At 37.4% G+C, this 24,235-nt stretch carries 23 protein-coding genes; 19 read left to right on the top strand and 4 right to left on the bottom strand.

The annotated features are described in order from the left end of the window. Positions 1–9 precede the first annotated feature (9 nt). Together K412_RS0108195 and K412_RS0108190 are read right to left on the bottom strand one after the other, a co-directional pair. Entirely contained in the window at positions 10–720 is a 711-nt protein-coding gene (locus K412_RS0108195; RefSeq protein WP_024832655.1) for a glycosyltransferase family 2 protein, read from the bottom strand. Between the two features lie 36 nt (positions 721–756). After that, a complete protein-coding gene (locus K412_RS0108190; RefSeq protein ID WP_024832654.1) occupies positions 757–1,098 on the bottom strand; it encodes an EamA family transporter in 342 nt (113 codons plus the stop codon). A gap of 127 nt (positions 1,099–1,225) precedes the next feature. Between K412_RS0108190 and K412_RS0108185 the strand changes: the two genes are divergently transcribed. From K412_RS0108185 to K412_RS0108135, 11 genes are all read left to right on the top strand, one after another. Continuing rightward, on the top strand, positions 1,226–2,299 hold the full coding sequence (locus K412_RS0108185; RefSeq protein WP_024832653.1) for a mannose-1-phosphate guanylyltransferase: 1,074 nt from the start codon (positions 1,226–1,228) through the stop codon (positions 2,297–2,299). A 28-nt stretch (positions 2,300–2,327) separates the two neighbouring features. Further along, complete coding sequence (locus K412_RS0108180) at positions 2,328–3,152, top strand: O-fucosyltransferase family protein (protein ID WP_024832652.1); 825 nt, start codon at positions 2,328–2,330, stop codon at positions 3,150–3,152. 48 nt (positions 3,153–3,200) lie between these two features. Then, the gene (locus tag K412_RS0108175) at positions 3,201–4,166 is read left to right on the top strand and encodes a thiamine pyrophosphate-dependent dehydrogenase E1 component subunit alpha (RefSeq protein WP_024832651.1); all 966 of its coding nucleotides are present in this window, start codon (positions 3,201–3,203) and stop codon (positions 4,164–4,166) included. Between the two features lie 37 nt (positions 4,167–4,203). Beyond that, positions 4,204–5,244: an alpha-ketoacid dehydrogenase subunit beta gene (locus K412_RS0108170; RefSeq protein ID WP_024832650.1), complete on the top strand. Its 1,041-nt coding sequence runs from the start codon at positions 4,204–4,206 to the stop codon at positions 5,242–5,244. Between the two features lie 17 nt (positions 5,245–5,261). Continuing rightward, positions 5,262–6,314, top strand: coding sequence for an NAD-dependent epimerase/dehydratase family protein (locus tag K412_RS0108165; protein ID WP_024832649.1), 1,053 nt, complete (start codon positions 5,262–5,264; stop codon positions 6,312–6,314). Positions 6,315–6,395: 81 nt separating this feature from the next. Next, on the top strand, positions 6,396–7,577 hold the full coding sequence (locus tag K412_RS0108160; RefSeq protein ID WP_024832648.1) for a S8 family peptidase: 1,182 nt from the start codon (positions 6,396–6,398) through the stop codon (positions 7,575–7,577). 119 nt (positions 7,578–7,696) lie between these two features. Continuing rightward, complete coding sequence (locus K412_RS0108155) at positions 7,697–8,884, top strand: O-fucosyltransferase family protein (protein WP_024832647.1); 1,188 nt, start codon at positions 7,697–7,699, stop codon at positions 8,882–8,884. Next, on the top strand, positions 8,874–9,935 hold the full coding sequence (locus K412_RS0108150; RefSeq protein ID WP_024832646.1) for an O-fucosyltransferase family protein: 1,062 nt from the start codon (positions 8,874–8,876) through the stop codon (positions 9,933–9,935). The genes K412_RS0108155 and K412_RS0108150 overlap by 11 nt, the downstream gene beginning before the upstream one ends. Next, a complete protein-coding gene (locus K412_RS0108145; protein ID WP_024832645.1) occupies positions 9,925–10,884 on the top strand; it encodes an O-fucosyltransferase family protein in 960 nt (319 codons plus the stop codon). The genes K412_RS0108150 and K412_RS0108145 overlap by 11 nt, the downstream gene beginning before the upstream one ends. A 38-nt stretch (positions 10,885–10,922) precedes the next feature. Beyond that, complete coding sequence (locus tag K412_RS0108140) at positions 10,923–11,825, top strand: aminoglycoside phosphotransferase family protein (protein ID WP_024832644.1); 903 nt, start codon at positions 10,923–10,925, stop codon at positions 11,823–11,825. Positions 11,826–11,924: 99 nt separating this feature from the next. Beyond that, positions 11,925–12,401 (top strand): DivIVA domain-containing protein, encoded by a 477-nt coding sequence (locus K412_RS0108135; RefSeq protein ID WP_024832643.1) that lies wholly within the window; start codon positions 11,925–11,927, stop codon positions 12,399–12,401. A gap of 62 nt (positions 12,402–12,463) precedes the next feature. On the opposite strand, the gene K412_RS0108125 is transcribed toward K412_RS0108135, so the two are convergent. Continuing rightward, positions 12,464–13,402, bottom strand: a complete 939-nt coding sequence (locus tag K412_RS0108125) for a GDP-L-fucose synthase family protein (RefSeq protein WP_024832642.1) — start codon at positions 13,400–13,402, stop codon at positions 12,464–12,466. Next, positions 13,402–14,433, bottom strand: a complete 1,032-nt coding sequence (gmd, locus tag K412_RS0108120) for a GDP-mannose 4,6-dehydratase (RefSeq protein WP_024832641.1) — start codon at positions 14,431–14,433, stop codon at positions 13,402–13,404. Before gmd ends, K412_RS0108125 begins: the two co-directional genes overlap by 1 nt. A gap of 162 nt (positions 14,434–14,595) precedes the next feature. Here gmd and tadA point away from each other — a divergent pair, with 162 nt between their 5' ends. The 8 genes from tadA (at position 14,596) to cimA (ending at position 24,173) form a co-directional block, all read left to right on the top strand. After that, positions 14,596–15,054, top strand: a complete 459-nt coding sequence (gene tadA, locus K412_RS0108115; protein ID WP_024832640.1) for a tRNA adenosine(34) deaminase TadA — start codon at positions 14,596–14,598, stop codon at positions 15,052–15,054. Between the two features lie 32 nt (positions 15,055–15,086). Beyond that, positions 15,087–15,446, top strand: a complete 360-nt coding sequence (locus K412_RS0108110) for a hypothetical protein (RefSeq protein WP_024832639.1) — start codon at positions 15,087–15,089, stop codon at positions 15,444–15,446. Positions 15,447–15,570: 124 nt separating this feature from the next. Next, complete coding sequence (locus K412_RS0108105; protein WP_024832638.1) at positions 15,571–17,130, top strand: glycoside hydrolase family 43 protein; 1,560 nt, start codon at positions 15,571–15,573, stop codon at positions 17,128–17,130. Between the two features lie 481 nt (positions 17,131–17,611). Beyond that, a complete protein-coding gene (ilvB, locus tag K412_RS0108100; RefSeq protein ID WP_024832637.1) occupies positions 17,612–19,234 on the top strand; it encodes a biosynthetic-type acetolactate synthase large subunit in 1,623 nt (540 codons plus the stop codon). 16 nt (positions 19,235–19,250) lie between these two features. Then, positions 19,251–19,763 carry an acetolactate synthase small subunit gene (gene ilvN, locus K412_RS0108095; protein WP_024832636.1) on the top strand — a complete coding sequence of 171 codons (513 nt, stop codon included), beginning with the start codon at positions 19,251–19,253 and terminating at the stop codon, positions 19,761–19,763. A gap of 61 nt (positions 19,764–19,824) precedes the next feature. Further along, positions 19,825–20,820 (top strand): ketol-acid reductoisomerase, encoded by a 996-nt coding sequence (ilvC, locus tag K412_RS0108090; RefSeq protein ID WP_024832635.1) that lies wholly within the window; start codon positions 19,825–19,827, stop codon positions 20,818–20,820. A 143-nt stretch (positions 20,821–20,963) separates the two neighbouring features. Continuing rightward, a complete protein-coding gene (locus K412_RS0108085; RefSeq protein ID WP_024832634.1) occupies positions 20,964–22,490 on the top strand; it encodes a 2-isopropylmalate synthase in 1,527 nt (508 codons plus the stop codon). A 111-nt stretch (positions 22,491–22,601) separates the two neighbouring features. Next, a complete protein-coding gene (cimA, locus tag K412_RS0108080; protein WP_024832633.1) occupies positions 22,602–24,173 on the top strand; it encodes a citramalate synthase in 1,572 nt (523 codons plus the stop codon). The last annotated feature ends 62 nt before the right edge of the window (positions 24,174–24,235 follow it).

The raw sequence follows: 24,235 nt of genomic DNA, 5'->3' as shown, positions 1-24,235 counted from the left end.
TAAAAAAATTTAATTGGAAAACCGTCTTATACGCGGTCTCATGCGACTTAAAATTATAGCCAATGTAACTTTGACCATATAGTAAACGGATAGAGACCTGTTTATTGAAGAATTCCCTCGGGTCCTTTTCCTCATTTCTACAGGCACTTCCACTATTTTTAGTTTATTCTGTTTTAAAATCATTATGGATTCAGGCTCAGGATAGTCCTGTGGGTAGCGTTTTGAAAACAAATCAATAATTTTTCTGTTGCAGGCTCTGAAACCAGAAGTTGAGTCCGTCACTCTTGACCCTGATAATAGCCATATTAAAAAACGAAAGTACTTTATTCCCAATCTTCTTATAAAAGTAGACTGGTACCCCCTTTTGTCCAAAAATCTAGAGCCAATAACCATGTCTGCGGTACCTTTTTCTAGAATATTTATCATTTCAGGGATGTAAGATGCTTTGTGCTGACCGTCACCGTCAAACTGTACAACAATGTCGTAGCCTTTTTCATATGCATATTTGTAGCCAGTTTGTACGGCTCCACCTATACCTATGTTAAATGGAAGATTTATATGGGGAATGTGATTTTCCTGCAACATTAAATCTGTTTTGTCTGATGAACCGTCATTTATAACCACGTAATGGTATCCTGCAGCGTTTTGCTCTATATCATTTATGACATCAAGAATATTATCCTGTTCATTGTAAGCAGGTATTATTATTATGCTTTTCATTTATTCCTCCGAAGCCTGTATTCATCCTAATCTATTTTACCCTCTAGCTATATAAAATACTCCTGCCAGAATGAGTATAGTACCAAATATTTTTTGCATATCAATATATTCCTTAAATATGAAAAAGCCCACAAATAGGCTAAGGGCATAGGCAATGCTATTTAAAGGATATGCGGTGGAAAACGGAAGTTTTGAAAGTATATATAGCCATAAAATCGTAGATATGCCATAAGTAAGGACTCCGGCAATGATTAGAGGACTTAGCAGCAGTTTTAAACTATACTCCTGAGATTTAATAAGTCCCAATTTCCACAGTGTTTGTCCAAAGACAATAAGTACTGAATTTAAAATTGTTAGCAATATATATTTACCCTGCATTTATGCCGCTCCATATTATAGATTTAGTAAATTGTATTATTTCCCTAAAATTCAGTATAAATACGTATGAACATATTCAAGTAATTTACATAAAATAGATTATAATAATATTTTTGGAGTTTTGGAGATGGAGAAATTTGTCGTTATTATGGCAGGTGGCTCAGGAACAAGATTATGGCCTCTGTCAAAAGAAAAGAAGCCTAAACAGTTTATATCTGTTGATGACGGCGAATGTATGCTGGTTCAGACAATTAACCGCGTATGCCAGAGCGTTGCCCCATCCAATTGCTTTATTGTAACTAATCAAAGTCTTGTAGAAATGACCAAAGAAGTTGTGAAGGATATAATTCCGCCTACAAATATAATTTCGGAGCCCGTGAAGAAGAATACTGCTGCATGTATTGCATATACTACAATGCTTCTTGATAAAAAATTGGGAGAATCAATACTATGTTTTGTACCGGCTGACGGTTATGTCAAAGACCGGCAGGGTTATGCTGATACAATAAATCTTGCCTTTAATGCAGTGGAAGAAAAGGATAGCCTTGTTGTAATAGGAATTAACCCTTCGTATCCCTCTACCGCTTACGGCTATATAAAAATAGATAAGGAGAAAGACTTAGAAGGACAAATTTTTAAAGTTAATAAGTTTACTGAAAAACCAAAAGAAGATACAGCACGCTCAATGTTTGAATCAGGTGAATACTTGTGGAACGGAGGTATTCTGGCCGGAACATCAAAGACAATAATTAATCAAATCAGACAACATATACCTAAACATTATACATCCATCGCAGATGCACTTATGCATGAGGGAAGTGAAAATTTTAACACATATATAACGACTGCATATAATGAAATACAGGATATTTCATTTGACAATGCTGTACTGGAAAAAAGTAAAGACATTTATGTGATAAAGGCTTCCTTTGACTGGGATGATATAGGAAGCATTGATACATTGTCGGGAACTCTACAAAAAGATAAGGACAATAACTATTGGAAGGGCAACTATGTAACTCTGGGAACTACTAATTCTGTAATTTATGCTGATGGAATACTTATTGCAGCAATAGGGTTAGACAATATGATAGTTGCAGGTACAAATGAGGCTGTTATTGTTTGTCCTAGAGGAAGAGCACAGGAAGTTAAAGATCTGGTTGAAATAATTAAAAAGAGTGAATTCAAAAGTTTCCTGTAACAGCCTGGTATGTGAGGGGAGGGATAATTTGAAGAAGGATAAATTCTTACTTATTAATACAACGGGGGATGGGTTTTGGTATGATATGCACCACACGCTTTCAAATATATTGCATGCCGAAATAACGCAAAGGATTCCTGTTGTTTATTGGGGTAGCAAGAGTATGTACAGCACAGATGAAGCCTCAAACGCGTTTGAACAGTACTTTTTCCCTGTATCCAAATACGGCATGGATAAATTAATGGATAATATAGGTATTAATGAGGACGTAGAGGTAGCAAATAAATATATGGATATTGATGGTACTATATGCCGCATGGATGATACATGTCCGTATTTCGGATTGAATTCCACAGAGATTTACAGGATTATGCTTAAAAAGTATATACGGCTGCGACCGGAAATTGAAAAGGAGATAAATGATTTCTATGACATAAATATGACCGGCAAAGAAATTATTGCAGTACATTTAAGAGGAAGTGACAAGATATTGGAAGTTAGTCATCTACATGAACTGAACAAGCTTTACCCGGCGAAAATAGAAAATTATTTGAAAGAAAGACCTAATGCACATATTTTTCTTATGACTGATTGCAGAGACATATTGGAGGAGTATAAAAACATATATGGTGACAGGTTAATTAATACTGACTGTAAGAGGGTTTTGAAAAACCAAGGGGGAGTTCACTTTCAGAAATATGATGACAACAGGCTGAAAGGAGTTGAAATTATAAAAGACACATGGCTTGCAGCAAAATGTGACTATTTTATAGGAAATGGATTCTCAAACGTATCCAGAGCAGTATACGAACTAAAAGACTGGCAAGACCAGAATGTAACACTGCTTTATTGATATTGCTCATAAAAAGTATATTATTGAGAATTTCGGAGGCTGGTATATATGGAAAATGAGAAACTTATTGAGTTGTATAGAGTAATGCAGACCATACGCAGTGTGGAACGCAAAATCGAGGAAGAATATAAAAATGACGAAATGAAAACCCCTATTCATCTTTCCATAGGGCAGGAGGCAATTGCGGCAGGGGTTTGTATACACCTTCGTAAGGAGGATTATCTTTTTGGAACTCATAGGAGTCATGCCCACTATATAGCAAAAGGTGGAGATATCAATAAAATGATAGCAGAATTGTATCTTCGTAAGACAGGGTGTACTTCCGGCAGAGGAGGCTCCATGCACTTGATGGCTCCGGAAATAGGGATTTTTGGCTCCACTGCCATAGTCGGAGGTAGCCTGCCTCTTGGAACGGGAGCCGCTCTGGCATCCAAAATTCAAAAAAATGATAGGGTTACTGCTGTTTTTTTCGGAGATGGAGCGGCAGACGAAGGAACTTTTCATGAAAGCCTGAATTTCGCATCCCTTAAAAAGCTTCCGGTTATATATGTATGTGAAAATAATTTCTATGCTATAAACTCCCATCAAAATGCTAGACAGCCAGGAGACAATATATGTAAAATTGCTCAGGGATATGGAATTCCCTCATATCAGATAGACGGGAATGATGTGCTTAAAGTTTCCGAGTATGCAGAAAAGGCTATTGAAAAGTGCAGAAATGGTGAGGGACCTGTTTTGCTGGAGTGTATAAGCTACAGATGGAAGGGGCATATTGGCACCGTTGATGACCTGGGTGTAGGATACAGACCCCAGGAGGAATATGACTATTGGGTTTCAAAGTGTCCAATCAAATGGTATAAAAGCTATCTTGAAAGTAGAAATATTCTTAATGAGCAGTTAGAAAAATCCATACATGAGGAAATAGACAAAGTGATAAAGGATGCTTTTGAATTTGCAGTTAATTCTCCTAAACCACAGCCAGAAGAATTACTTGATTTTGTTTATGCGGATTAATACAGTTCATTATGTACACTGATAGGAGGTATATTACATGCCCTGGACTACAATTGAAGTTGAGAAACAGGATAAATTTATAATAACTGATGATTCCCAAAATGGCAGAATGATTTCATATAAAGATGCTTTATATGAAGCAATGGACCAATCCCTTGCAAGGGATTCAAGGGTTTTTATTATGGGAGAGGGCGTAGACGACCCCGGCGGAGTTTTTGGAACTACAAAGGGATTGCATGAAAAGTATGGCCGTGACAGGGTTTTTGACACGCCTATTGCAGAAAATTCCCTGACGGGGATAGCCACAGGAGCTGCAATGGCAGGATTAAGACCTGTTTTTGTTCACAGCAGAATGGATTTTTTACTACTCTCTTTGGATCAACTGGTAAACCACGCTGCGAAATGGAGCTATATGACCGGAGGAAAGGTAAGTGTTCCTTTGGTGGTAAGGACAGTTAGTGCCCGAGGATGGGGATCAGGAGCCCAGCATTCACAATGTTTGCAAGGAATGCTTATGAATGCTCCGGGACTGAAAATCGCAGCTCCAGCTACACCTTATGATGCCAAGGGATTACTCATCTCAAGCATAATTGACAATAATCCTGTGCTATTTGTTGAACATAGATGGCTTTACAAAACAATGGGAAATGTCCCAGACACATTATACTCTATACCATTTGGAAAGGGCGTTGTAAGAAGACCGGGGAAGGACGTTACTATTGTTGCAGTGTCCTATATGCTGATTGAAGCCTTAAAGGCAGCAGAGAAGCTTCAAGCTCAAAACATATCAGCTGAGGTTATAGATTTAAGGACAATAAAACCAATAGACGAAGACATTATATTTGAATCCCTTGCAAAGACAGGCAAACTTATAATAACTGATACCGGATGGAAGACAGGCGGCGTTGCTGCGGAAATTGCAGCTCTTGTTGCTGAGAAAGCTTTTCATTTACTGAAAAAGCCTGTTGTAAGAGTTTGTTGCCCGGATATACCGACTCCAGCCGGAGATTTACAGGAAAAAGCCTTTTATCCTGACTCTGAAACTATATGTGAAAAGGCTGTTGAATTAATGAAATAATGAAAGGGGGCTTCCTTTTGGATAAATATATTAAAGAAGACTGCATGGAATATTTAAAAAAGATAGATTTATCACCTCTTTATAACAAAACAGTACTAATTACAGGAGCAAATGGATTAATAGGAACTTATATCATATATATGCTTCATCTTGCCAACATTTTAAAGGGCGGTGAAATTAAAATTTATGCTGTAAGCAGAAGTAAGCCTTGCGAGGCCCTGACTGATATATTTGAGCAAAATTACAGTTTCTATTCTGAAGACCTAAACAGTATGGATATTGATAAGTTAAAAGTAAAGATTGATTATATCATACATGGCGCAACATACGCACAGCCCGGCAAATTCCTTAGAAACTATCTGGATACTATTCATTTAAATACTATTGTTACTGAAAAGCTTCTGCAAAGGGCAAAGAAAGATAATTCAGTCATACTATTCCTTAGCTCCTCAGAAATTTACGGTGAACCGGATATTGACAACATACCTACACCCGAGAGTTACCCAGGCTTTTGCTCTCCGATAAATGTAAGGGCCGTATATTCAGAGTCAAAAAGGATGGGGGAAACTTTGTGCTTTGCTTACAGGCACTATGAAGGGGTAGACGCGAAAGTCGCTAGAATATCCATGACTTACGGCCCGGGAGTAAAAGGAGACGATGAACGTGTTCTTGGACAGTTTATAAGACGAGGGTTAGAGCAAAAAAATATTACCATGCTGGATGACGGAAGTAAAGTAAGAACTTTCTGCTATATAGCAGACTGTGCCCTGATGCTCATGCACATTATTGCATATGGAAAGGACTTTGTGTATAACGTGGGGGGCCAGGACAGTATCAGTATAAAGACACTTGCCCAAGAAGTTTGCTCTATTACCGGAAGCACTCTTACCATTGACAATCAGCAGAAAAAACAGACTATTGAAGAAATAAAGGTATCTCCTGATAAAGTACAGCTTGATATAAGTAAGATTTTATCCGAATTTGGGATTATATCTTTTAAGCCATTCAGAGAAGGGCTTGAAAGAACTGTTGAATGGAATAAAGATAAGTGGAATTTGCAAATGAAATAAATGAATGATATATTATATGTAATTTAATTGAACAAATGGAAAAGTATACAAAGGATATGAGGCAGGAGGGCAGTGCCAAAGATGAATACAGTACCTATTAATATTGCAATCATAGATGACGGAGTTAACGAGAAGTACTATCAAATGGGAAGACTTTCGTACAATCTGGAAATAACTCGTGATTTAGCTGTTTGTGACAGGTTGGATTATGACCCTCATTCTCCGTCTCATGGTACAACTTGTGCTGCAATAATAAAAAAGTACTCTCCGGAAGCTGATATAGGCAGTGTAAAAATATTGGATTCTAATTCAAGAACAGGAGTGAAAACACAGCTAATTCACGGATTGAAATGGTGTGCAGATAATAACATACGTATTGTAAATTTGAGTCTTGGGACTATAGATTACAGAGATTTTAGTGAAGTAAAGGAAGCATTAGATTATGCATTAGAGAAAAATGTAATAGTGGTTGCCGCATGCAATAACCGCAATATTTTTACGTGTCCTGCATCATTTGAAAAGGTTATTGGGGTAAAGTGTGATTTGGATGGATTATTAGAAGAAGGACAATACATATTTAATAAAGACCCAATGGACGGTATAGATATATGTGCATGCGCGAAACATAGCCTCAAGAAGTATGACGGAACGGGTAAAGTAACAAACGAATGTAACAGCTATGCGGCACCAATGATTACAGCCCATGTGCACAATCTTTTAAGGAATAGTCCCAATATGGGAGTCGATGAAATAAAAGCTGTGTTAAGACAAGAAGCATACAAAGAGAATGCAGAGTACTCACATTCATGGGAAAAACGTAAAGATATAGATATACCCATCATTTTATTTAACAATAATAGCCTCCATGATTTTGAAAAAGGGCTGACACAAAAATTCAGGAGAGATGGGTATAATGCGTTATGCGTTTTTGTAAACAAAATAGAGCCTGATATCAGTAACGGTTACATATATGCGGGAGATTTTTTAAAGGAAAAATACACCTTGAATAATTGCTTCTATAACATAAGTGATATATTTGATCCTGACATATTACTTCTTTCATATGACAATCAGAAAAGTGACAATATACCAATGTCGGATATAACGGCGGTGGATTACGACATTGAAATATGTGCAAAAAGTACTTATGAGTTAGAAGTAAAGAGCTCATACGGAATTCGGTTTTTTAGAGACTTCAATTATAATCAATTAGAAAAATTATATTCTTACATACTGGAGCTATTCGAAAAAGAAGAGAACTAATTGCTCTAAATAAGAACCCACAGGGATTTCCCGTGGGTTTTTTATTTTTTATTATCACATATCAGCATAGGCTTACATAAAATAACATGAAATGCATTTATATTGAGGTGATAATAATAATGTCTAATGACAGATTCCTGCTTATAAAGAGCTGGAGCTATATCCTTTGGGGGGATGTAGATCATGTGCTTGGTCAACTTCTTGTAGCTGAACTCACCAACAGGATACCGGTTGTATATTGGCCTACACATTGTCTACACAATGGATATATCTTGACTAACGGCTTTGAATTGTACTTTGAACCTGTTTCCAACTACACTATCTTTGACGTAGCAAAGCCTGAGTACACATATTATCCGCCAATATGGAATTATGAAAACCTATTTATTGAGGATCAGAATAAAGATACTTGGATTTACCGAAATATAGGGGACTTACTTAGCAGCCAAGAAAATGTTGTAGTAGCAGATGTATATTATAACATACATGAATTAATTCCGTTTATAAAAAAGAATCACCCAGCATACGGAATGAGTTCTCATCAAATATACAGATACTTATTCAATAAATATATAAAGCTGAGGTCAGATATAAACATGGAAGTCCAGGGTTTTTATAATTCGTGGCTTAAAGGTAACCATCCTGTACTTGCAGTTCACGTCAGGAGAGCTGAAAAAGATATGGTGTTTGATACCAGAGATTCTAAGAAAAACGGAAACCAGTATTGGAATAAAATTTATAAAAAATATAAACAGAAACCTCAAAAAAAGGGGAAAAAGTTATATAGGCTATTTGCAAAGGGAAAGTTTAAGGAGCCTAACAGAGGCTACCATAAGGAAATAAAGAAATATATAAATAAATATAATATAAAGAAGATATTTTTACTTACCGACTGCGAGGATACATTGAATGAGTATAAGAACATATACGGCTCCATGCTTGTATATACAAATTGTAAAAGAATCAAAAACGACGAGCCCGTATATCATATTGAAAATCCGATGGTGGTAAGGCGCAGAGGAATTGAAATTGTTAAAGATGCATATATTGCTGCAAAATGTGACTTTTTCATAGGGAATGACTTTTCAAATGTATCTCATGGAATTACACGTATAAAGGATTGGGCAGATAAAAATGTAAAAATGATGTACTGGACATTTAAAAGGAGAAAGTACCCTATAAATGCAATGGTTGTGGTAAAAAGTGATAAACCCAGTATTTTTACCCGTACAGCACAAAGGGTTAAAAAGCTTTTTAATAGGTTCAAAAAGAATAAGGAGAGCAGAGGTGAGTTAAATGCCAAATGACAGGTTTTTGCTAATAAAGTCATGGGGATGCGGCTTTTGGTCAGACGTGGATCACGTAATGGGTCAGTTGCTAGCTGCTGAACTTACCAACAGAATTCCTGTTATATATTGGGGGCCGAATAGTCTGTATGCAGAATCATTCAAGACAAATGCCTTTGATCTATACTTTGAACCGGTCTCTGACTATAGTATAAAAGACGTAATAAAATACAATTATACTTATTTTCCTCCTGTATGGAATTATGACAATGTAATGATTGAGGATTTAGATAAGGTAACATGGACATACCGAAATCTTGGTGAGATGATGAATAGTGATGCAAATGTGCTGGTAAGCGATGTTCACTATTTTATAAGGCCTTTGATTAATTATATAACAAGGAGCCATTGGGCTTACGGTATGACTGCACATGAGATTTACCGGACCTTATTTGATAAATATCTTAAGCTTAAACCTGATATTGAACAGGAGATTCAGGAATTTTATGATGAAAAGCTAAAGGATAAAGGACTAACCCTAGCTGTTCACATTAGAGGCGGGGATAAAGTAAGAGAAGTTGAGAATCTTGGCCGCTTGAACAAACGATACTATAAGGAAATAGAAAACTTCAGTGCCAGATATGATATAGGAAAAATACTACTACTTACGGATTGTGAAGACATTTTGAAAGAATTTTTAAAACTGTATGGAGACAAAGTGGTTTATACAGACTGCAGAAGAGGAGCGTTAAGTGCAACAGAGGATGCACCTCATCTGCAGGATTATTCAGCAAAAAGACGTAAGGGAATAGAGATTATCAAAGATACCTATCTTGGAGCAAAATGTAATTTCTTTATTGGAAACGGATATTCCAATGTTTCATATACAATAAAAAGGCTGAAAGACTGGCCGGAGCAAAACATTATTCTTTTTTACAGAGATTTAAAAAATGAAGTAAAACTTGCTAAAAGAAGAGTAAAGGAAGAGGGGAAAAGAAGGCTGCTGGAAAGCAAAAATCACAGGTTGGAGTACCCGGAATTTTATGGAGGTGTTAACACATATGTCGAATAGTAGATTTCTTCTGATAAAGTCACTGGGAGGCAGCATATGGAAAGATGTGGACCATGTGATATGTCAGATATTTGCCGCTGAACTGACAAACCGGATTCCGGTAGTATATTGGGGAATGGAAAGCCTCTACAGTGAATCCGTTGATACAAACTCATTTGAATCATTTTTTGAACCTGTATCCCCATATACTTTCCACGATGTAGTGCGTCCGGAGTATTCCTACTATCCCAAGGTATGGAGATTTGAAAACGTCCTGGCGGAAGATACAGACAGATTTAAAATGGAAAATAGAGAGCTAAGTGGTATGATGAGAAGTGATGCTAATGTTGTTGTAAGTGATACTTATTACCCATTGAGAGCACTTTTACCATATGTAAGAAGCAACCATTGGTCATACGGAAAAACTCCGTATCAAATATATAGGTACATGTTTGACAATTATATAAAGCTACAGCCTCCAATACAAAGAGAGATTAAAAAATTTATAAATACAAATCCAGATTTTAGGGATGAGAGACCTATTTTGGGAGTACATGTAAGAGAGAAGGCAATAGTGAACGAGGTAGCTCAATTATATGACTTGAATGAGTTTTACAAGCCGAATATATGGCAATTTATTGTAAAGTACAACACAAGGCACTTGTTTTTAATAACTGATTCTAACACTATATTTAAGCAATACAAGAAGTTATATAGCAAAAATGATATGCTGATATATACCGACAGTAAAAAGGTACCTCTCAAAGAGCGTATTCCCACTGCTTTACTTAGTTATCCTAACAAAAGACACAAAGGTGTTGAACTTGTAAAGGATACAATAGAGATAATAAAGGATACGTATATAGCTTCAAAATGTGATTTCTTTATTGGAAATGGATATTCAAGTCTTTCAAATACTGTATTAAGACTGAGGGACTGGCCTGAATCAAATATAAAGCTTTTATATTGATAAAAGGGTTTAAAGCTTATGGGTGGTGAAAAATCTGTATGGACGAAAAGAAGAATATGTATATGGGGCTTATAAGAAGCAGATGCCCTCAGATTAATATAACAAAAGTGGAATACCTGATAAATGAGGGTAGATATAATGATGTAATTATTATAAATGACACTTACATTTTCAAATTTGCCAGATACGACTGGAGTGTTGCTTATTTAGATAACGAGGCAAAGGTTACTAATTTCATTCGTAACCGTATAGAACCCCTTGTTCCTGCTCATGAACCCCTTGGGAGAGAAATGGTAAAATATAACATAATAAAGGGAAAACCTATATTAAGGAACCTGCTGCTGCAATTAAATGGCAAACACCAGGAAACTTTAGCACAGCAGATAGGAACTTTCCTTAAATCACTTCACACAATACCAGTCGAAGAGGCTGAAAATATGGGAATCGGCGAATTTCAAAATCCTATAGACCAAAATGGATGGGAGCAATTTGTTGATGAAATATATAGAAAGGTATTCCCATATTGTTCCGACTATACAAAGGAATATATAAAACAGGTATTTAAACCTGTTGAAAATGATGATGATTTTTTGTCCTACGAACCTTCTCTTATTCACGGAGATCTTTCTGCTTATCACTTGCTTATAGACAGCAGACTAAAGAAATTAACGGGTGTAATAGGTTTTGCCCTTTCGGGATTAGGTGACCCTGCCTATGATGTAGGGATACTTCTTGATAATCTGGGAGAAGCTTTTTTAAAACGTGTGGCGAGGTATTATCCTAGTCTGGAAAGTCTACTTGACAGGGCAAGGTTTTATGCAACTTTGAATGATATACTGTGGGTTAGAGACATTGCAGATATGATTACAACCAGAGATTTTACCAACTTTAGGTTTAATATCAGGGAAAGGGATATAATGCCTATTGGTTTTAGGTGGTAAAAATATACATTATTCATTCATATGGTTACTCAAATAGAGAATATATTGCCATAACGGGAATATATTATGATGAGAGAGTAATTTTAGGAGATGAGCGATATGTATTATACTCCCGAAGATTTTAAATGTCTTTGCATAAAAAAGTCCCTGATTAACGGATATTGCAGAAAACAGGTTGATGCGATCCTTGCCCAAGTGGGTGAGGACTACATAAGTATGGCTAAAGAAAACGAGGAAATGAAAAGCAAAATAAATTTACTTAATGAAACCGTTCAACACTATAAAGTACTTGAGGAATCATTACAGCATTCTATAATAGTTGCACAGCATACAAGTGAACAAATAAAAACAAATGCATGTGAGAAAGCAAAAAATATAACTGATGAGGCAGAGCTAAGTGCACAAAGGATTATTGAAACTGCAAACCTTGAGGTAATTAAGGCAAAAGGGAAGCTGGATGAAATAAAGGGGCAGTTATATTCATTTAAAACAAAGTCCGAGGCATTGATAAATGCTCAACTGGATGTATTAAAGCAATTATTCAGTGAGGAAAATAGTGAAGAAAATAAAGGGTAGAATAAAAGAGAGGCAGTTCAAAGTTGATACTGCCTCATTTTTTATAGAGAATGCAAAAAGAGTTATTTTTTTGATAAAACATTATTAAGATAGTATTCATACTCCCTGCGAAGACCTTCTTCAATTTCAACTTGAGGTACCCACCCTGTCTTATGTATCTTACTGTTGTCCAATACACGTCTGGGTGTGCCATCAGGTTTGGTTGTATCAAAAACAAGTTCTCCGGTGTATTCCGTTACTCGCTTAATTGTTTCGGCAAGCTCACGTATACTGATTTCCTTGCCTGAACCGATATTGACAAATTCGTTTCCTTCATAATTCTGCATAAGATACAAGCATGCATCTGCCATGTCATCAACGTAAAGAAATTCCCTTAGAGGATTTCCTGTACCCCACAATTCAACATAAGGCTTATTTTTCACTTTTGCTTCGTGAAATTTAATAATCATTGCAGGAATAACATGGGAATTATTAATATCAAATCTGTCATTAACACCATAAAGACTTGCAGGCATGGCGGAAATGAACCGTGTTCCATATTGCTTATTATAGGACTGGCACATTTTTATTCCAGATATTTTTGCCAAAGCGTATGCTTCATTAGTAGGCTCAAGTTCACCAGTCAGCAAATATTCCTCCTTTATGGGTTGGGGACATAATTTAGGGTATATACACGAACTGCCTAAGAACAGAAGCTTTTTGACTCCGCTTTTAAAAGCACTTTTTATTACATTGCACTCAATAAGCATATTTTCCATTATAAAATCAGCAGGAAAGGAGTTGTTGGCATGTATTCCGCCAACTTTTGCGGCTGCAATAAAAACATATTCCGGTTTTTCATCCATAAAGAACTGTTCTGTTAAGGCTTGGTTTGTAAGGTCAAGTTCTTTATGACTTTTACATAAAATATTTTCATATCCGTTCTTTTGAAGTCTCCTTACGATTGCAGAGCCAACCATTCCGCTGTGTCCGGCTACATAAATTTTACTATCCTTATTCATTATTTCATCTCCTCATTTAAATCACTTTCAACCATCATTTTTACAAGCTCTTCAAAAGAAACTCTTTGTTTCCAATTGAGTTTACTTTTGGCTTTAGATGGATTCCCCAAAAGCAAATCTACTTCCGTAGGCCGGAAGAATTTACTGCTGATATTAATAAGTTCTTTCCCCGTAACCCTGTCTACAGCCTTTTCTTGTTCTCCGGAGCCTTGCCACTCCAATGTTATTCCTACATGCTTAAATGCAAGATTACAGAATTCTCTTACAGTATGAGTTTCCCCTGTTGCTATAACGTAATCGTCGGGTTCATCCTGCTGAAGCATGAGCCACATTGCTTCTACATAATCCCCTGCAAAACCCCAATCTCTTTTTGCATCAATGTTACCAAGGTACAGTTTGTCCGTTTTCCCATGTACTATGTCAGCTATACCTTTGGTTATCTTACGGGTTACAAAAGTTTCTCCGCGTCTGGGAGACTCATGGTTAAAAAGGATTCCGTTACAGGCAAAAAGATTATATGCATCACGGTAGTTTACTGTAATCCAGTATGCATACATTTTAGACACACCATACGGACTTCTCGGATAGAAGGGAGTGGTCTCACTTTGAGGAGTTTCTCTTACCTTACCGAATAATTCACTTGAGGAGGCCTGGTAGAACTTAATACTCGGATTAATTTCCCTGATGCTTTCTAAAAGTCGTACAGTTCCCAATGCATCCACATCTCCGGTATATTCGGGAACATCAAAGGATACTTTGACATGACTTTGAGCACCCAGATTGTAAACTTCATCGGGTTCTATCTTATAAAGAAGTTTACTCAGACTGCCGGAGTCGGATAAATCCCCGAAGTGAAGAGAAATCTGTGAATTTTCCCCAGTTTCATCACCGAGAAGATGGGATATCCTCTGAGTATTTAGGCTGCTGCTTCTTCTGACAATACCATGAACCTCGTAACCTTTATTTAATAAAAACTCAGACAGATATGAGCCATCTTGCCCTGTTATTCCTGTAATTAAAGCTTTTTTCATGTATACATCTCCTTTTTGTACAAATACTAACGCAGCTAAAAAAGCTGACATTCTGATAACATAATATGTTTGAAAGTTCATTATGGTACTGACTTATAAAAATATTTAATTTTTTACTCTCGAAGTTATAATATAATTAATAAAAATAATGGAGGTACCCTAATGTACACCAGAAACGAGCAGTTTATGCTTGAGGCAATCAATCAGGCAAAAAAGGCATACGAAAATGGCGAATCACCGGTAGGAGCAATTATAGTAAAGGATGGAAAGATAATTGCTAGGGGCCGAAATCAAAAGGAAGAAAAGCTGGATGTTACATCTCATGCTGAAATAGAAGCTATAAAAAAAGCGGCAAAGGCGCTTGGAACCTGGAAACTGGAAGGATGTGACATGTACGTTACTCTGGAGCCGTGTCCAATGTGTGCAGGAGCTATTATTCAATCAAGAATAAAAACACTTTATATAGGAGCAATGGACAAAAAAGCAGGTGCAGCAGGGTCAGTGGTAGATTTATTTAGAGTTCCACAATTTAATCACAAAGTTGACGTAGTATATGGATTAATGTTTGAGGAATGTGGAAATATATTAACGGAATTCTTTAAGCAGTTAAGAAAAACTTAAATAACAACTTAAATTAAAGGACGGGAACTCATATGGTAAATAGAATAGAGATGCAAAAGGAACAGGCTTTAAATGCTATACAGAAGGGTGATTTCGACAAGAGTATAACAGCTTCAAAGGAAATAGTACTTATAATATTAACACAGGACTGGTGTCCCCAGTGGCAGGCCCTGAGAACTTGGTTATATGATAGCACTGATGTGAAAATAGATATTGATGTATATGAGTTAGTGTATAATACCACCGACTATTTTGAAGAATTCAGAAAATTCAAGGAAGAGCAGCTGGGAAATTCAGAGATACCTTACTTAAGGTTCTATAGGAACGGAGCCTTGATAGAAGAGACAAATTATATATCCAAGGATAGGTTTATGGAAATTATAGGACAATAAATGAAAAATACTTATAAAACTATGTTAAACTATCTTTATTAATATGTATCATCCTTGTTTTGAGGATGATACATTCCCGGATTTTATATGCTTCAAATTAAATATTTTTTAGGAGGCGTTATATTTGACAAAAAAAGACTGTAATTATTTCAGTAATCCAATATTGCCGGGGTTTTATCCCGATCCTTCAATATGCCGTGTGAACGATGACTATTATCTTGTTACATCAAGCTTTACATATTTTCCGGGACTACCGGTTTTCCACAGTAAAGATTTAGTTAATTGGAAACAAATAGGTCATGCTCTGGACAGAACCACTCAGCTCGATTTAGATGAACTTGAACAGTCACAGGGAATATATGCTCCAACTATCAGATACAATAAAGGACTGTTTTATATTGCATGTACCAATGTAGGAAAAAAGGGCAATTTCATAATTACGGCTGAAAAACCAGAGGGCCCGTGGTCAGAGCCATACTGGCTGGAAGATGCGCCAGGTATTGACCCGTCACTTTTCTTTGATGATGACGGAAAAGTATATTTTATGGGCACATATGATGCACCGGACGGAACATATTACGGAGATAATGAAATCTGGATGAGAGAACTTGACACTGCGAAAATGCAGCTTACAGGGCCAAGATATGGTTTGTGGAGAGGTGCAATGAAAAATGCTGTGTGGCCTGAAGGCCCTCATCTCTATAAAATTAACGGATATTATTATTTGATGATTGCTGAGGGCGGAACGGATTATCATCATTCAGTTACAATTGCCAGAAGCAAAAATATAACAGGACCTTATGAGGGCTGCAGAGGAAATCCTATTCTTACCCATAGACACTTAGGAAGAAAATACCCTATTGCAAACGTAGGCCATGCCGACCTTGTTGAAACCCAAAACGGAGAGTGGTGGATGGTTGCACTTGCATCAAGACCGTATGGAGGTTACTATAGAAACCTAGGCCGTGAAACATTTCTTATTCCAGTAATATGGGAAGATGGCTGGCCGGTAGTAAGTCCTTTAAGTGGAAAAGTTGAGTTTACCTATGAAAGACCTAAACTTCCTCCGGACAACCCGGTTGAAGCAACAGTTTGTGACCACTTTGACAGCCAAAAGCTTGACTTTATATGGAATTTCGTGCGTACTCCAAGAGAAAATTTCTACAGTCTCACTGAAAGACCAGGATATTTACGTTTAAAGCTGAGACCTGTAAAAATTACTGAGGAGAAGAACCCAAGCTTTGTTGGCAGACGCCAGCAGCATATTAATTTTATGGCAAAAGCAATAATGGAGTTTTCTCCTGAGAATGAAAATGAGGCAGCAGGCATATTACTAATACAAAATAACAATTATCACATGAGATTTGAGTGTACCTGCTTTGGAGAAAAGAATGTAATAAGGTTGGTTGTATGTAACGACGGAAAGGAAAACGTCATAGGGCAAAAGGAAATTACCAAAAAACGCATTCATATGGTTGTAAAGGCATGTGGTCAGGATTACAGTTTTTACTTCGGTGATGATAACCAACTGTGGGAGTTGGCTGTAAATGTAGATGGAAGAATACTGAGTACTGATGTAGCGGGAGGATTTATCGGGACATATGTAGGGATGTTTGCCAGCAGTAATGGGCATGACAGCAAAAATACGGCTGATTTTGATTTATTTGAATATTCAGGATTATAAGCCAAGAAGTTATCCAACAACATAAAACATTAAAAACTCAAGCTAAACTGGTCAGAAAACGTTAAATGCCTTTTATTGACGCTCTATGAATATGATGCTATAATTATTTCTAAACTAAGGCTTACAACTTTTGTAAGGGATTAATATCTAAATATATAGCTTATGATGGAAAACAAGATGTATTGATTTGTTAAAGAGAGCCGGCGGTTGGTGGAAGACGGTACAATAAATACATGTATAACTCATTCCGGAGGCCCGATACCCAAAGAGTCAGATTGATTAAGTGTCGGCGTTGGCAACGATATAGCTATGGAGCACGGACATTTGTCCGGTTGCTCACTGAGGATGCAGTTGATTAACTGTATTAAATCAGGGTGGTACCACGGCGGAGTTATCCCCTCGTCCCTGCGTAATGGCAGAGATGGGGGGGTTTTTTATAACTAATCTGAGTATAGAATTATAGTGAAAAGGAGGATTGCCATTGAAAATAACAGGAGCTCAAGGGTTGGTAAAGGCACTTGAGTTAGAAAATGTAACTACGATTTTCGGATATCCCGGTGCGGCAATCTGTCCATTTTATGATGCACTGCTGGATTCAGATATCAAGCATATACTTACGAGAAACGAGCAAGGAGCAGCACATGCTGCCAGCGGATATTCGAGAGTTACCGGGAAAACGGGCGTTTGTGTGGCTACCTCGGGGCCTGGTGCAACAAACCTTATAACGGGGATTGCAACCGCATATTCGGATTCAATTCCGATGGTAGCTATTACAGGGCAGGTATCCCTTGATTTGATAGGAAGAGATGTCTTTCAAGAGGTGGATATTACAGGAGCTACAGAACCCTTCTGCAAGCATAACTACCTGGTGAAGAATGTTAAAGATTTACCTAGGATAGTAAAAGAAGCTTTTCACATTGCTTCTACCGGAAGACCTGGACCGGTGCTGATAGATGTACCTGTGGATATACAGACAGATACACTTGATTTCATATATCCAGATGAGGTAGATATCAAAGGATATAAGCCAAATTACAAAGGCCATCCACAGCAGATAAAAAAGATTGCTGAGGCAGTTGCTAGCTCACAAAGACCCGTTATATGTGCAGGAGGAGGAGTTATTTCTGCAAAAGCTTCAGAAATAATGACAAGGCTTGCAGAGAAATATCAAATACCTGTAGTAACTACTTTAATGGGAATTGGAGCAATACCCGCTGACCATCCTTTGAACATGGGAATGTTAGGCTCTCACGGAGTATATGCCGCCAATTATGCGGTACACAACACAGATCTCCTTATAATAGTTGGGGCTAGAGTGGGAGATCGTGCGTTAGGAACTGCTGGCAAGATAGCAGAAAAGGCAGGAATAATTCATATTGATATTGATCCTGCTGAGATAGGGAAAAACGTAAGTACTACGATACCTGTAGTAGGAGATGCGGGGTTGATTCTTGAGGACTTGTATAAGTCTATTCAAAACTGCAATACTTCACAATGGCTGGAGAGCTTGCAGCAGGCTGTTAAAAAGAACAAAGTTAAATTAAAAGAGCAAAGTAGTTATGTAAACCCTAAGAAACTACTAGCAGAACTTTCAAAAAGACTTTATGATAATGCAATAGTAGTTACGGAAGTCGGACAGAATCAAATATGGGCCGCAAACAACTTTATTGCAAGAAAACCAGGATCTTTTATTACCTCGGGTGGACTGGGAACTATGGGCTATGGCCTTCCAGCAGGTATTGGAGCCAAGATAGGCAGACCTGAAAGTACTGTAGTTGTTATAGGCGGTGACGGAAGTTTTCAAATGTCAATGCCGGAAATGGGTACCATAAAGCAAAACAGGCTTGGAGTAAAAATCCTAATACTCAATAACAACAGACTTGGTATGGTTCGTGAAATACAGAAGAACAAATATAAGAAGAGATATTCACAGGTATTTCTTGATGATAATCCTGACTTTGTTAAAATAGCGGAAGCTTATGGATTCAAATCTGAAAAGATATCCTGTAATTCGCAGATAGACAGTGCATTGGAAAGATTCTTAGCTGATGATAACGCATATCTGCTGGAATGTAGTATTGATCCTGAAGAAGAAACGGTTTAGGCGGGGGGGATAAGAAATGGCAAAGCATATACTTTCTGTACTGGTTGAAAACCGCTCTGGAGTATTGTCCAGAGTAGCAGGTTTATTCAGCAGAAGAGGGTTTAATATTGATAGCCTTGCAGTAGGGGTAACAGAGAATCCTGAAGTATCACGAATGACTATTGTAGTGGACGGAGATGAATACACCGTTGAGCAGGTAAGCAAACAGCTTAACAAGTTAATTGACATAATCAAAATAAGGGCTTTGGAAGATTCTGATTCCGTCAGTCGGGAACTTGCTTTGATAAAGGTTAATGCAACATCCTCTACAAGGTCAGAAATAGTCCAGATAGTAGAGATATTTAGAGCAAAAATTGTAGATGTATCAAAGAACACACTAACAGTTGAAATATCAGGCTCCGGAGATAAAGTAAGGGCTCTTGAGGATATGCTAAGGCAGTTTGGTATAAAAGAAATTGTAAGAACAGGTACAATTGCTATTGAAAGAGGCAATAAATATATTAAAGCAGGAAGTACGGAAGAAATGTAATTAACAAAAACAATGCAATTATATAGAATTGCACTGATTAAAATATGGGAGGCTAAAAAATATGGCAAAGATGTATTATGACAGTGACTGCAATTTGAAACTACTGGAGGGAAAAACAGTAGCGGTTATAGGATACGGAAGCCAGGGACATGCGCATGCACAGAACCTAAAGGACAGCGGAGTTAATGTAATAGTAGGACTTACTCCGACATCTGCAAGAAGAAAACAGGTTGAGGCTGATGGCTTGAAGGTATTTGATACTGCGGAGGCAGCGAAAAAAGCTGATATCATAATGATCCTCATTCCTGATGAAAAACAGGCGGCAATGTATGAGGAATGTATAGCACCTAACCTTGAAGCAGGAAACATACTTATGTTTGCACATGGCTTCAATATAAACTTTAAGCAGATAGTTGCTCCGGCTGATGTTGATGTAATAATGGTTGCACCAAAGGGCCCTGGACACACTGTAAGAAGTCAGTATAAGGAAGGAAGAGGTGTTCCTGCACTTATAGCTGTTGAAAAGGATGCTTCCGGAAAAGCAAAGGAATATGCTTTGGCATATGCTTCAGGAATTGGAGCAGGCAGAGCCGGGATACTTGAAACAACCTTCAGAGAAGAGACAGAAACTGACTTGTTCGGTGAACAGGCTGTACTTTGCGGCGGTGTAACAGAATTAATGAAGGCTGGTTTTGAAACATTGGTTGAAGCAGGTTATCAACCTGAAATAGCTTATTTTGAGTGTATACATGAAATGAAGCTGATTGTAGACCTTATCAATCAGGGTGGTTTCGGGGAAATGAGATATTCTATTAGCGACACTGCAGAATATGGTGACTATGTAACAGGAAAGAGAATAATCACAGACGAAACCAGAAAAGAAATGAAAAAGGTACTTAAAGAGATTCAAGACGGTAAATTTGCTGCTAACTGGATAATGGAAAACAAGGCAGCTGGAAGAGCAAACTTTATATCAATGAGAAGAAATGAATCTGAACACCAGTTGGAGACAGTAGGAGCAGAACTTAGAAAAATGATGAGCTGGTTAAAGAAATAAAACAATATATAAAAATATATAAAGAATATGTTTGGTGGGTTAGTTAATATAAACCATTACTAATCCACCAAAAGAATATTCTTAAAGTAAGTAATTTTTTATTTTAGACGTTTATGAATATGAGAATGTAAGGGGGAATTACTATGGCCAGAACCATTAAGATATTTGATACTACATTAAGGGATGGAGAGCAAACACCCGGAGTTAACCTTAATCTCCAGGAGAAGATGGAAATAGCAAAACAACTGGTAAGGCTGGGTGTAGACATTATTGAGGGCGGATTTGCCATTGCCTCCCCCGGTGACTTTGAATCAATAATGACGCTTTCCAAGAATCTTAAAGGGGTTACAATAGCAAGTTTGTGCCGTGCCGTAGAAAAAGATATAGACAGAGCTTGGGAGGCGGTTCAATATGCAGAAAGCCCAAGAATACACACATTTATTGCTACTTCGGATATCCATATGAAATACAAGCTGAAAATGACAGAGGAAGAGGTTCTTGAAAGGGCTATAGCCATGGTCAAACATGCAAAAGGCTATTGTTCCAATGTTGAATTTTCAGCAGAAGATGCCAGCAGAACCCGAGAGGAATTTTTGTACCGTATAGTAGAAGCTGTTATCAATGCTGGAGCCACAACAGTAAACATTCCCGATACGGTAGGATATTCAACTCCTCAGGAATTTGGAAGACTTATAAGAAATATAAGAAACAATGTACCCAATATTGACAAGGCAGACATAAGCGTTCACTGTCATAATGATTTAGGCCTTGCTGTAGCTAATTCACTTGCGGCAGTTGAAAACGGGGCTGTACAGGTAGAGTGTACAATTAATGGTCTCGGTGAAAGGGCTGGAAATGCAGCAATAGAAGAAATAATTATGGGTATAAATACAAGAAAAGACTATTATGGCATAACACACAATATTGACACAACCCAAATATACAGGGCAAGCAGACTTGTTTCAAGTCTTACCGGTGTGAATGTACAGCCAAATAAGGCAATCGTGGGAGCAAACGCTTTTGCACATGAATCAGGAATTCATCAGCATGGTGTTCTTTCTGAAAAGACCACTTACGAGATTATGACTCCAGAATCAGTAGGAATGGGTAAGAACAGAATGGTTCTGGGTAAACTTTCAGGGCATCACGCTTTTGAAGAAAGATTGAAAGAGATGGGTTATTCACTGTCTGATGAGGAAGTAAAAGCTGCTTTTACAAAATTCAAAGACTTGGCTGACAAGAAAAAGGTAGTTACTGACAGGGATATTGAAGCGCTGGTAGATGAAAACATTGCGGTTCCAGAAATCTATGTAATAGACAGTTTCCAGATAAACAGCGGAAATAAAATGATATCAACTTCAACAGTCAGCATTAGAAAAGACGAAGAAATCATAACTGAAGCTGCAACGGGAGATGGCCCTGTAGATGCCGCATTCAATGCAATTGAGCGTGCCACTGGGGTTAATGCAGAGTTGGTTCATTATAGCATAAAGGCGGTAACGGAAGGAAAGGATGCTCTTGGCGAAGTTACTGTAAAAATATCCCATAATGGCAGCGTATTTATGGGCAAGGGTGTTAGCACCGACATCATTGAAGCCAGTGTTAAGGCGTACCTGAATGCAATAAATAGATCAATAAGCGAAATTGGAGAAAGCATAATTAGCCAGTAAGGGGAGCTTTTATAAAAAAGCAGCCCCTTTAAGGGCTGCTTTTTTATCTTTGAATACCTGATATTCCCGAGAAAGACGGGTTAAATTATTTTAAAAGAAAGGAGAAATTATATGGAAAGCAACAAAATAATCATGTACGATTCAACTTTGAGAGATGGGGCTCAGGCGCTGGGAATATCGTTTACAGTTGAGGATAAACTGAAGATAGTAAGAAAACTTGATGAACTTGGTATTGACTATATCGAAGCCGGCAACCCTGGTTCAAATCCCAAAGATCTTGAGTTTTTTGAAAGAGTTTTAAAATTGAAATTGAGGACTTCTAAAATAATTGCTTTTGGCTCAACCAGAAGAGCAAATATAAAGGTTGAAGATGATGGTAATATACAGTCCCTTCTATGTGCAGGTACCGAGGCAATAGCTGTATTTGGAAAATCATGGGACTTTCAGGTTACTGATATTTTAAAAACTACTCTAGACGAAAATCTTAATATGATATATGACACAATTAAATATCTAAAAGAAAAAGGCAAAACTGTTGTTTATGATGCAGAACATTTCTTTGACGGCTATGACGCAAATCCAGAATATGCTATTGAAACCCTAAAAAGCGCATGTAAAGCAGGGGCCGATACAATATGTCTCTGCGATACAAAAGGGGGAAGCCTACCTTCCCATATAGCTAGAATCACAAAAATAGTTAGGGAAGCAGTTGATTGTGCAATAGGAATTCACTGTCATAATGATAACGGAATGGCCGTAGCAGGCTCCATTTCTGCAGTTGAAGCAGGAGCTGTACAAATACAGGGAACAATTAACGGGTTTGGTGAAAGATGCGGGAATGCAAATCTTTGTACAATTATCCCAAACCTTCAGCTTAGAATGGGATATCAGTGTATACCCAGTGATAATATGTCATATCTTACGTCTACAGCAAGGTTTGTAAGTGAGGTTGCAAATATAATACATGACGAAAGGGCACCTTTCGTTGGAAACTGTGCCTTTGCGCACAAAGCCGGAATGCATGCGGATGCAGTAAATAAGAACACTTCTGCATATGAAATGATAAATCCGGAGGCTGTAGGAAATCAGCGTGTAATTCTTATGTCTGAAGTAGCAGGCAGAAGTGCGATTATGAGCATCATAAACAAGATAGACAGCACTATAACAAAGGATTCCCCTGAAACCAAAAAGATAATTGAAAGATTGAAAGAACTTGAATATGAGGGTTACCAGTATGAAGGTGCGGAAAGTTCATTTGAACTTGTTATAAGGAAAATGCTTGGTAAGTACAAATCTTTCTTTGAATTGAAAGAATTTAAAGTTATAGTAAATGAGCCAACCATAAATAGTGTAAATTCATCTGCCATGATAAAAATAGTTGTAGGCGAGCAGACAGAGATAACGGCAGCAGAAGGAGACGGACCTGTAAATGCACTTGATAAAGCTTTGAGAAAAGCTCTGGAGAGGTTTTATCCTCAAATAGCGGAGATGAAGCTTACTGACTACAAGGTTAGAGTGTTGGATTCTAATTTTGCCACTGCATCAAAAGTTAGGGTTTTGATAGAAAGTACTGACGGACAGGAAGTATGGACCACTGTCGGAGTATCTTCTGACATAATTGAAGCCAGTTGGCTAGCGTTGGTTGATTCGGTAGAGCACAAACTGATGAAGTCGGATATTTAGAATAACAATTTTTACAAATATATATAAATGTGGGCTGAATTTTTTTTGATTTACTGTATAAT

Origin of the sequence: Ruminiclostridium josui JCM 17888 (genome assembly GCF_000526495.1) — a bacterium.
GTDB lineage: Bacteria > Bacillota > Clostridia > Acetivibrionales > DSM-1351 > Ruminiclostridium > Ruminiclostridium josui.
Note: the sequence above shows the minus strand (reverse complement) of the source record. Positions and strands in the feature narration are given on the sequence as shown.

What these genes read in the sequence shown, in the direction of transcription:
- K412_RS0108110 (WP_024832639.1), top strand. Translation starts at nt 15,087, where the DNA reads ATGGTAAATAGAATAGAGATGCAAAAGGAACAGGCTTTAAATGCTATA.
- K412_RS0108135 (WP_024832643.1), top strand. Translation starts at nt 11,925, where the DNA reads ATGTATTATACTCCCGAAGATTTTAAATGTCTTTGCATAAAAAAGTCC.
- ilvC (WP_024832635.1), top strand. Translation starts at nt 19,825, where the DNA reads ATGGCAAAGATGTATTATGACAGTGACTGCAATTTGAAACTACTGGAG.
- K412_RS0108185 (WP_024832653.1), top strand. Translation starts at nt 1,226, where the DNA reads ATGGAGAAATTTGTCGTTATTATGGCAGGTGGCTCAGGAACAAGATTA.
- K412_RS0108145 (WP_024832645.1), top strand. Translation starts at nt 9,925, where the DNA reads ATGTCGAATAGTAGATTTCTTCTGATAAAGTCACTGGGAGGCAGCATA.
- K412_RS0108175 (WP_024832651.1), top strand. Translation starts at nt 3,201, where the DNA reads ATGGAAAATGAGAAACTTATTGAGTTGTATAGAGTAATGCAGACCATA.
- K412_RS0108195 (WP_024832655.1), bottom strand. Translation starts at nt 720, where the DNA reads ATGAAAAGCATAATAATAATACCTGCTTACAATGAACAGGATAATATT.
- K412_RS0108125 (WP_024832642.1), bottom strand. Translation starts at nt 13,402, where the DNA reads ATGAATAAGGATAGTAAAATTTATGTAGCCGGACACAGCGGAATGGTT.
- tadA (WP_024832640.1), top strand. Translation starts at nt 14,596, where the DNA reads ATGTACACCAGAAACGAGCAGTTTATGCTTGAGGCAATCAATCAGGCA.
- K412_RS0108085 (WP_024832634.1), top strand. Translation starts at nt 20,964, where the DNA reads ATGGCCAGAACCATTAAGATATTTGATACTACATTAAGGGATGGAGAG.
- gmd (WP_024832641.1), bottom strand. Translation starts at nt 14,433, where the DNA reads ATGAAAAAAGCTTTAATTACAGGAATAACAGGGCAAGATGGCTCATAT.
- K412_RS0108170 (WP_024832650.1), top strand. Translation starts at nt 4,204, where the DNA reads ATGCCCTGGACTACAATTGAAGTTGAGAAACAGGATAAATTTATAATA.
- K412_RS0108150 (WP_024832646.1), top strand. Translation starts at nt 8,874, where the DNA reads ATGCCAAATGACAGGTTTTTGCTAATAAAGTCATGGGGATGCGGCTTT.
- cimA (WP_024832633.1), top strand. Translation starts at nt 22,602, where the DNA reads ATGGAAAGCAACAAAATAATCATGTACGATTCAACTTTGAGAGATGGG.
- K412_RS0108155 (WP_024832647.1), top strand. Translation starts at nt 7,697, where the DNA reads ATGTCTAATGACAGATTCCTGCTTATAAAGAGCTGGAGCTATATCCTT.
- ilvN (WP_024832636.1), top strand. Translation starts at nt 19,251, where the DNA reads ATGGCAAAGCATATACTTTCTGTACTGGTTGAAAACCGCTCTGGAGTA.
- K412_RS0108140 (WP_024832644.1), top strand. Translation starts at nt 10,923, where the DNA reads ATGGACGAAAAGAAGAATATGTATATGGGGCTTATAAGAAGCAGATGC.
- K412_RS0108160 (WP_024832648.1), top strand. Translation starts at nt 6,396, where the DNA reads ATGAATACAGTACCTATTAATATTGCAATCATAGATGACGGAGTTAAC.
- K412_RS0108190 (WP_024832654.1), bottom strand. Translation starts at nt 1,098, where the DNA reads ATGCAGGGTAAATATATATTGCTAACAATTTTAAATTCAGTACTTATT.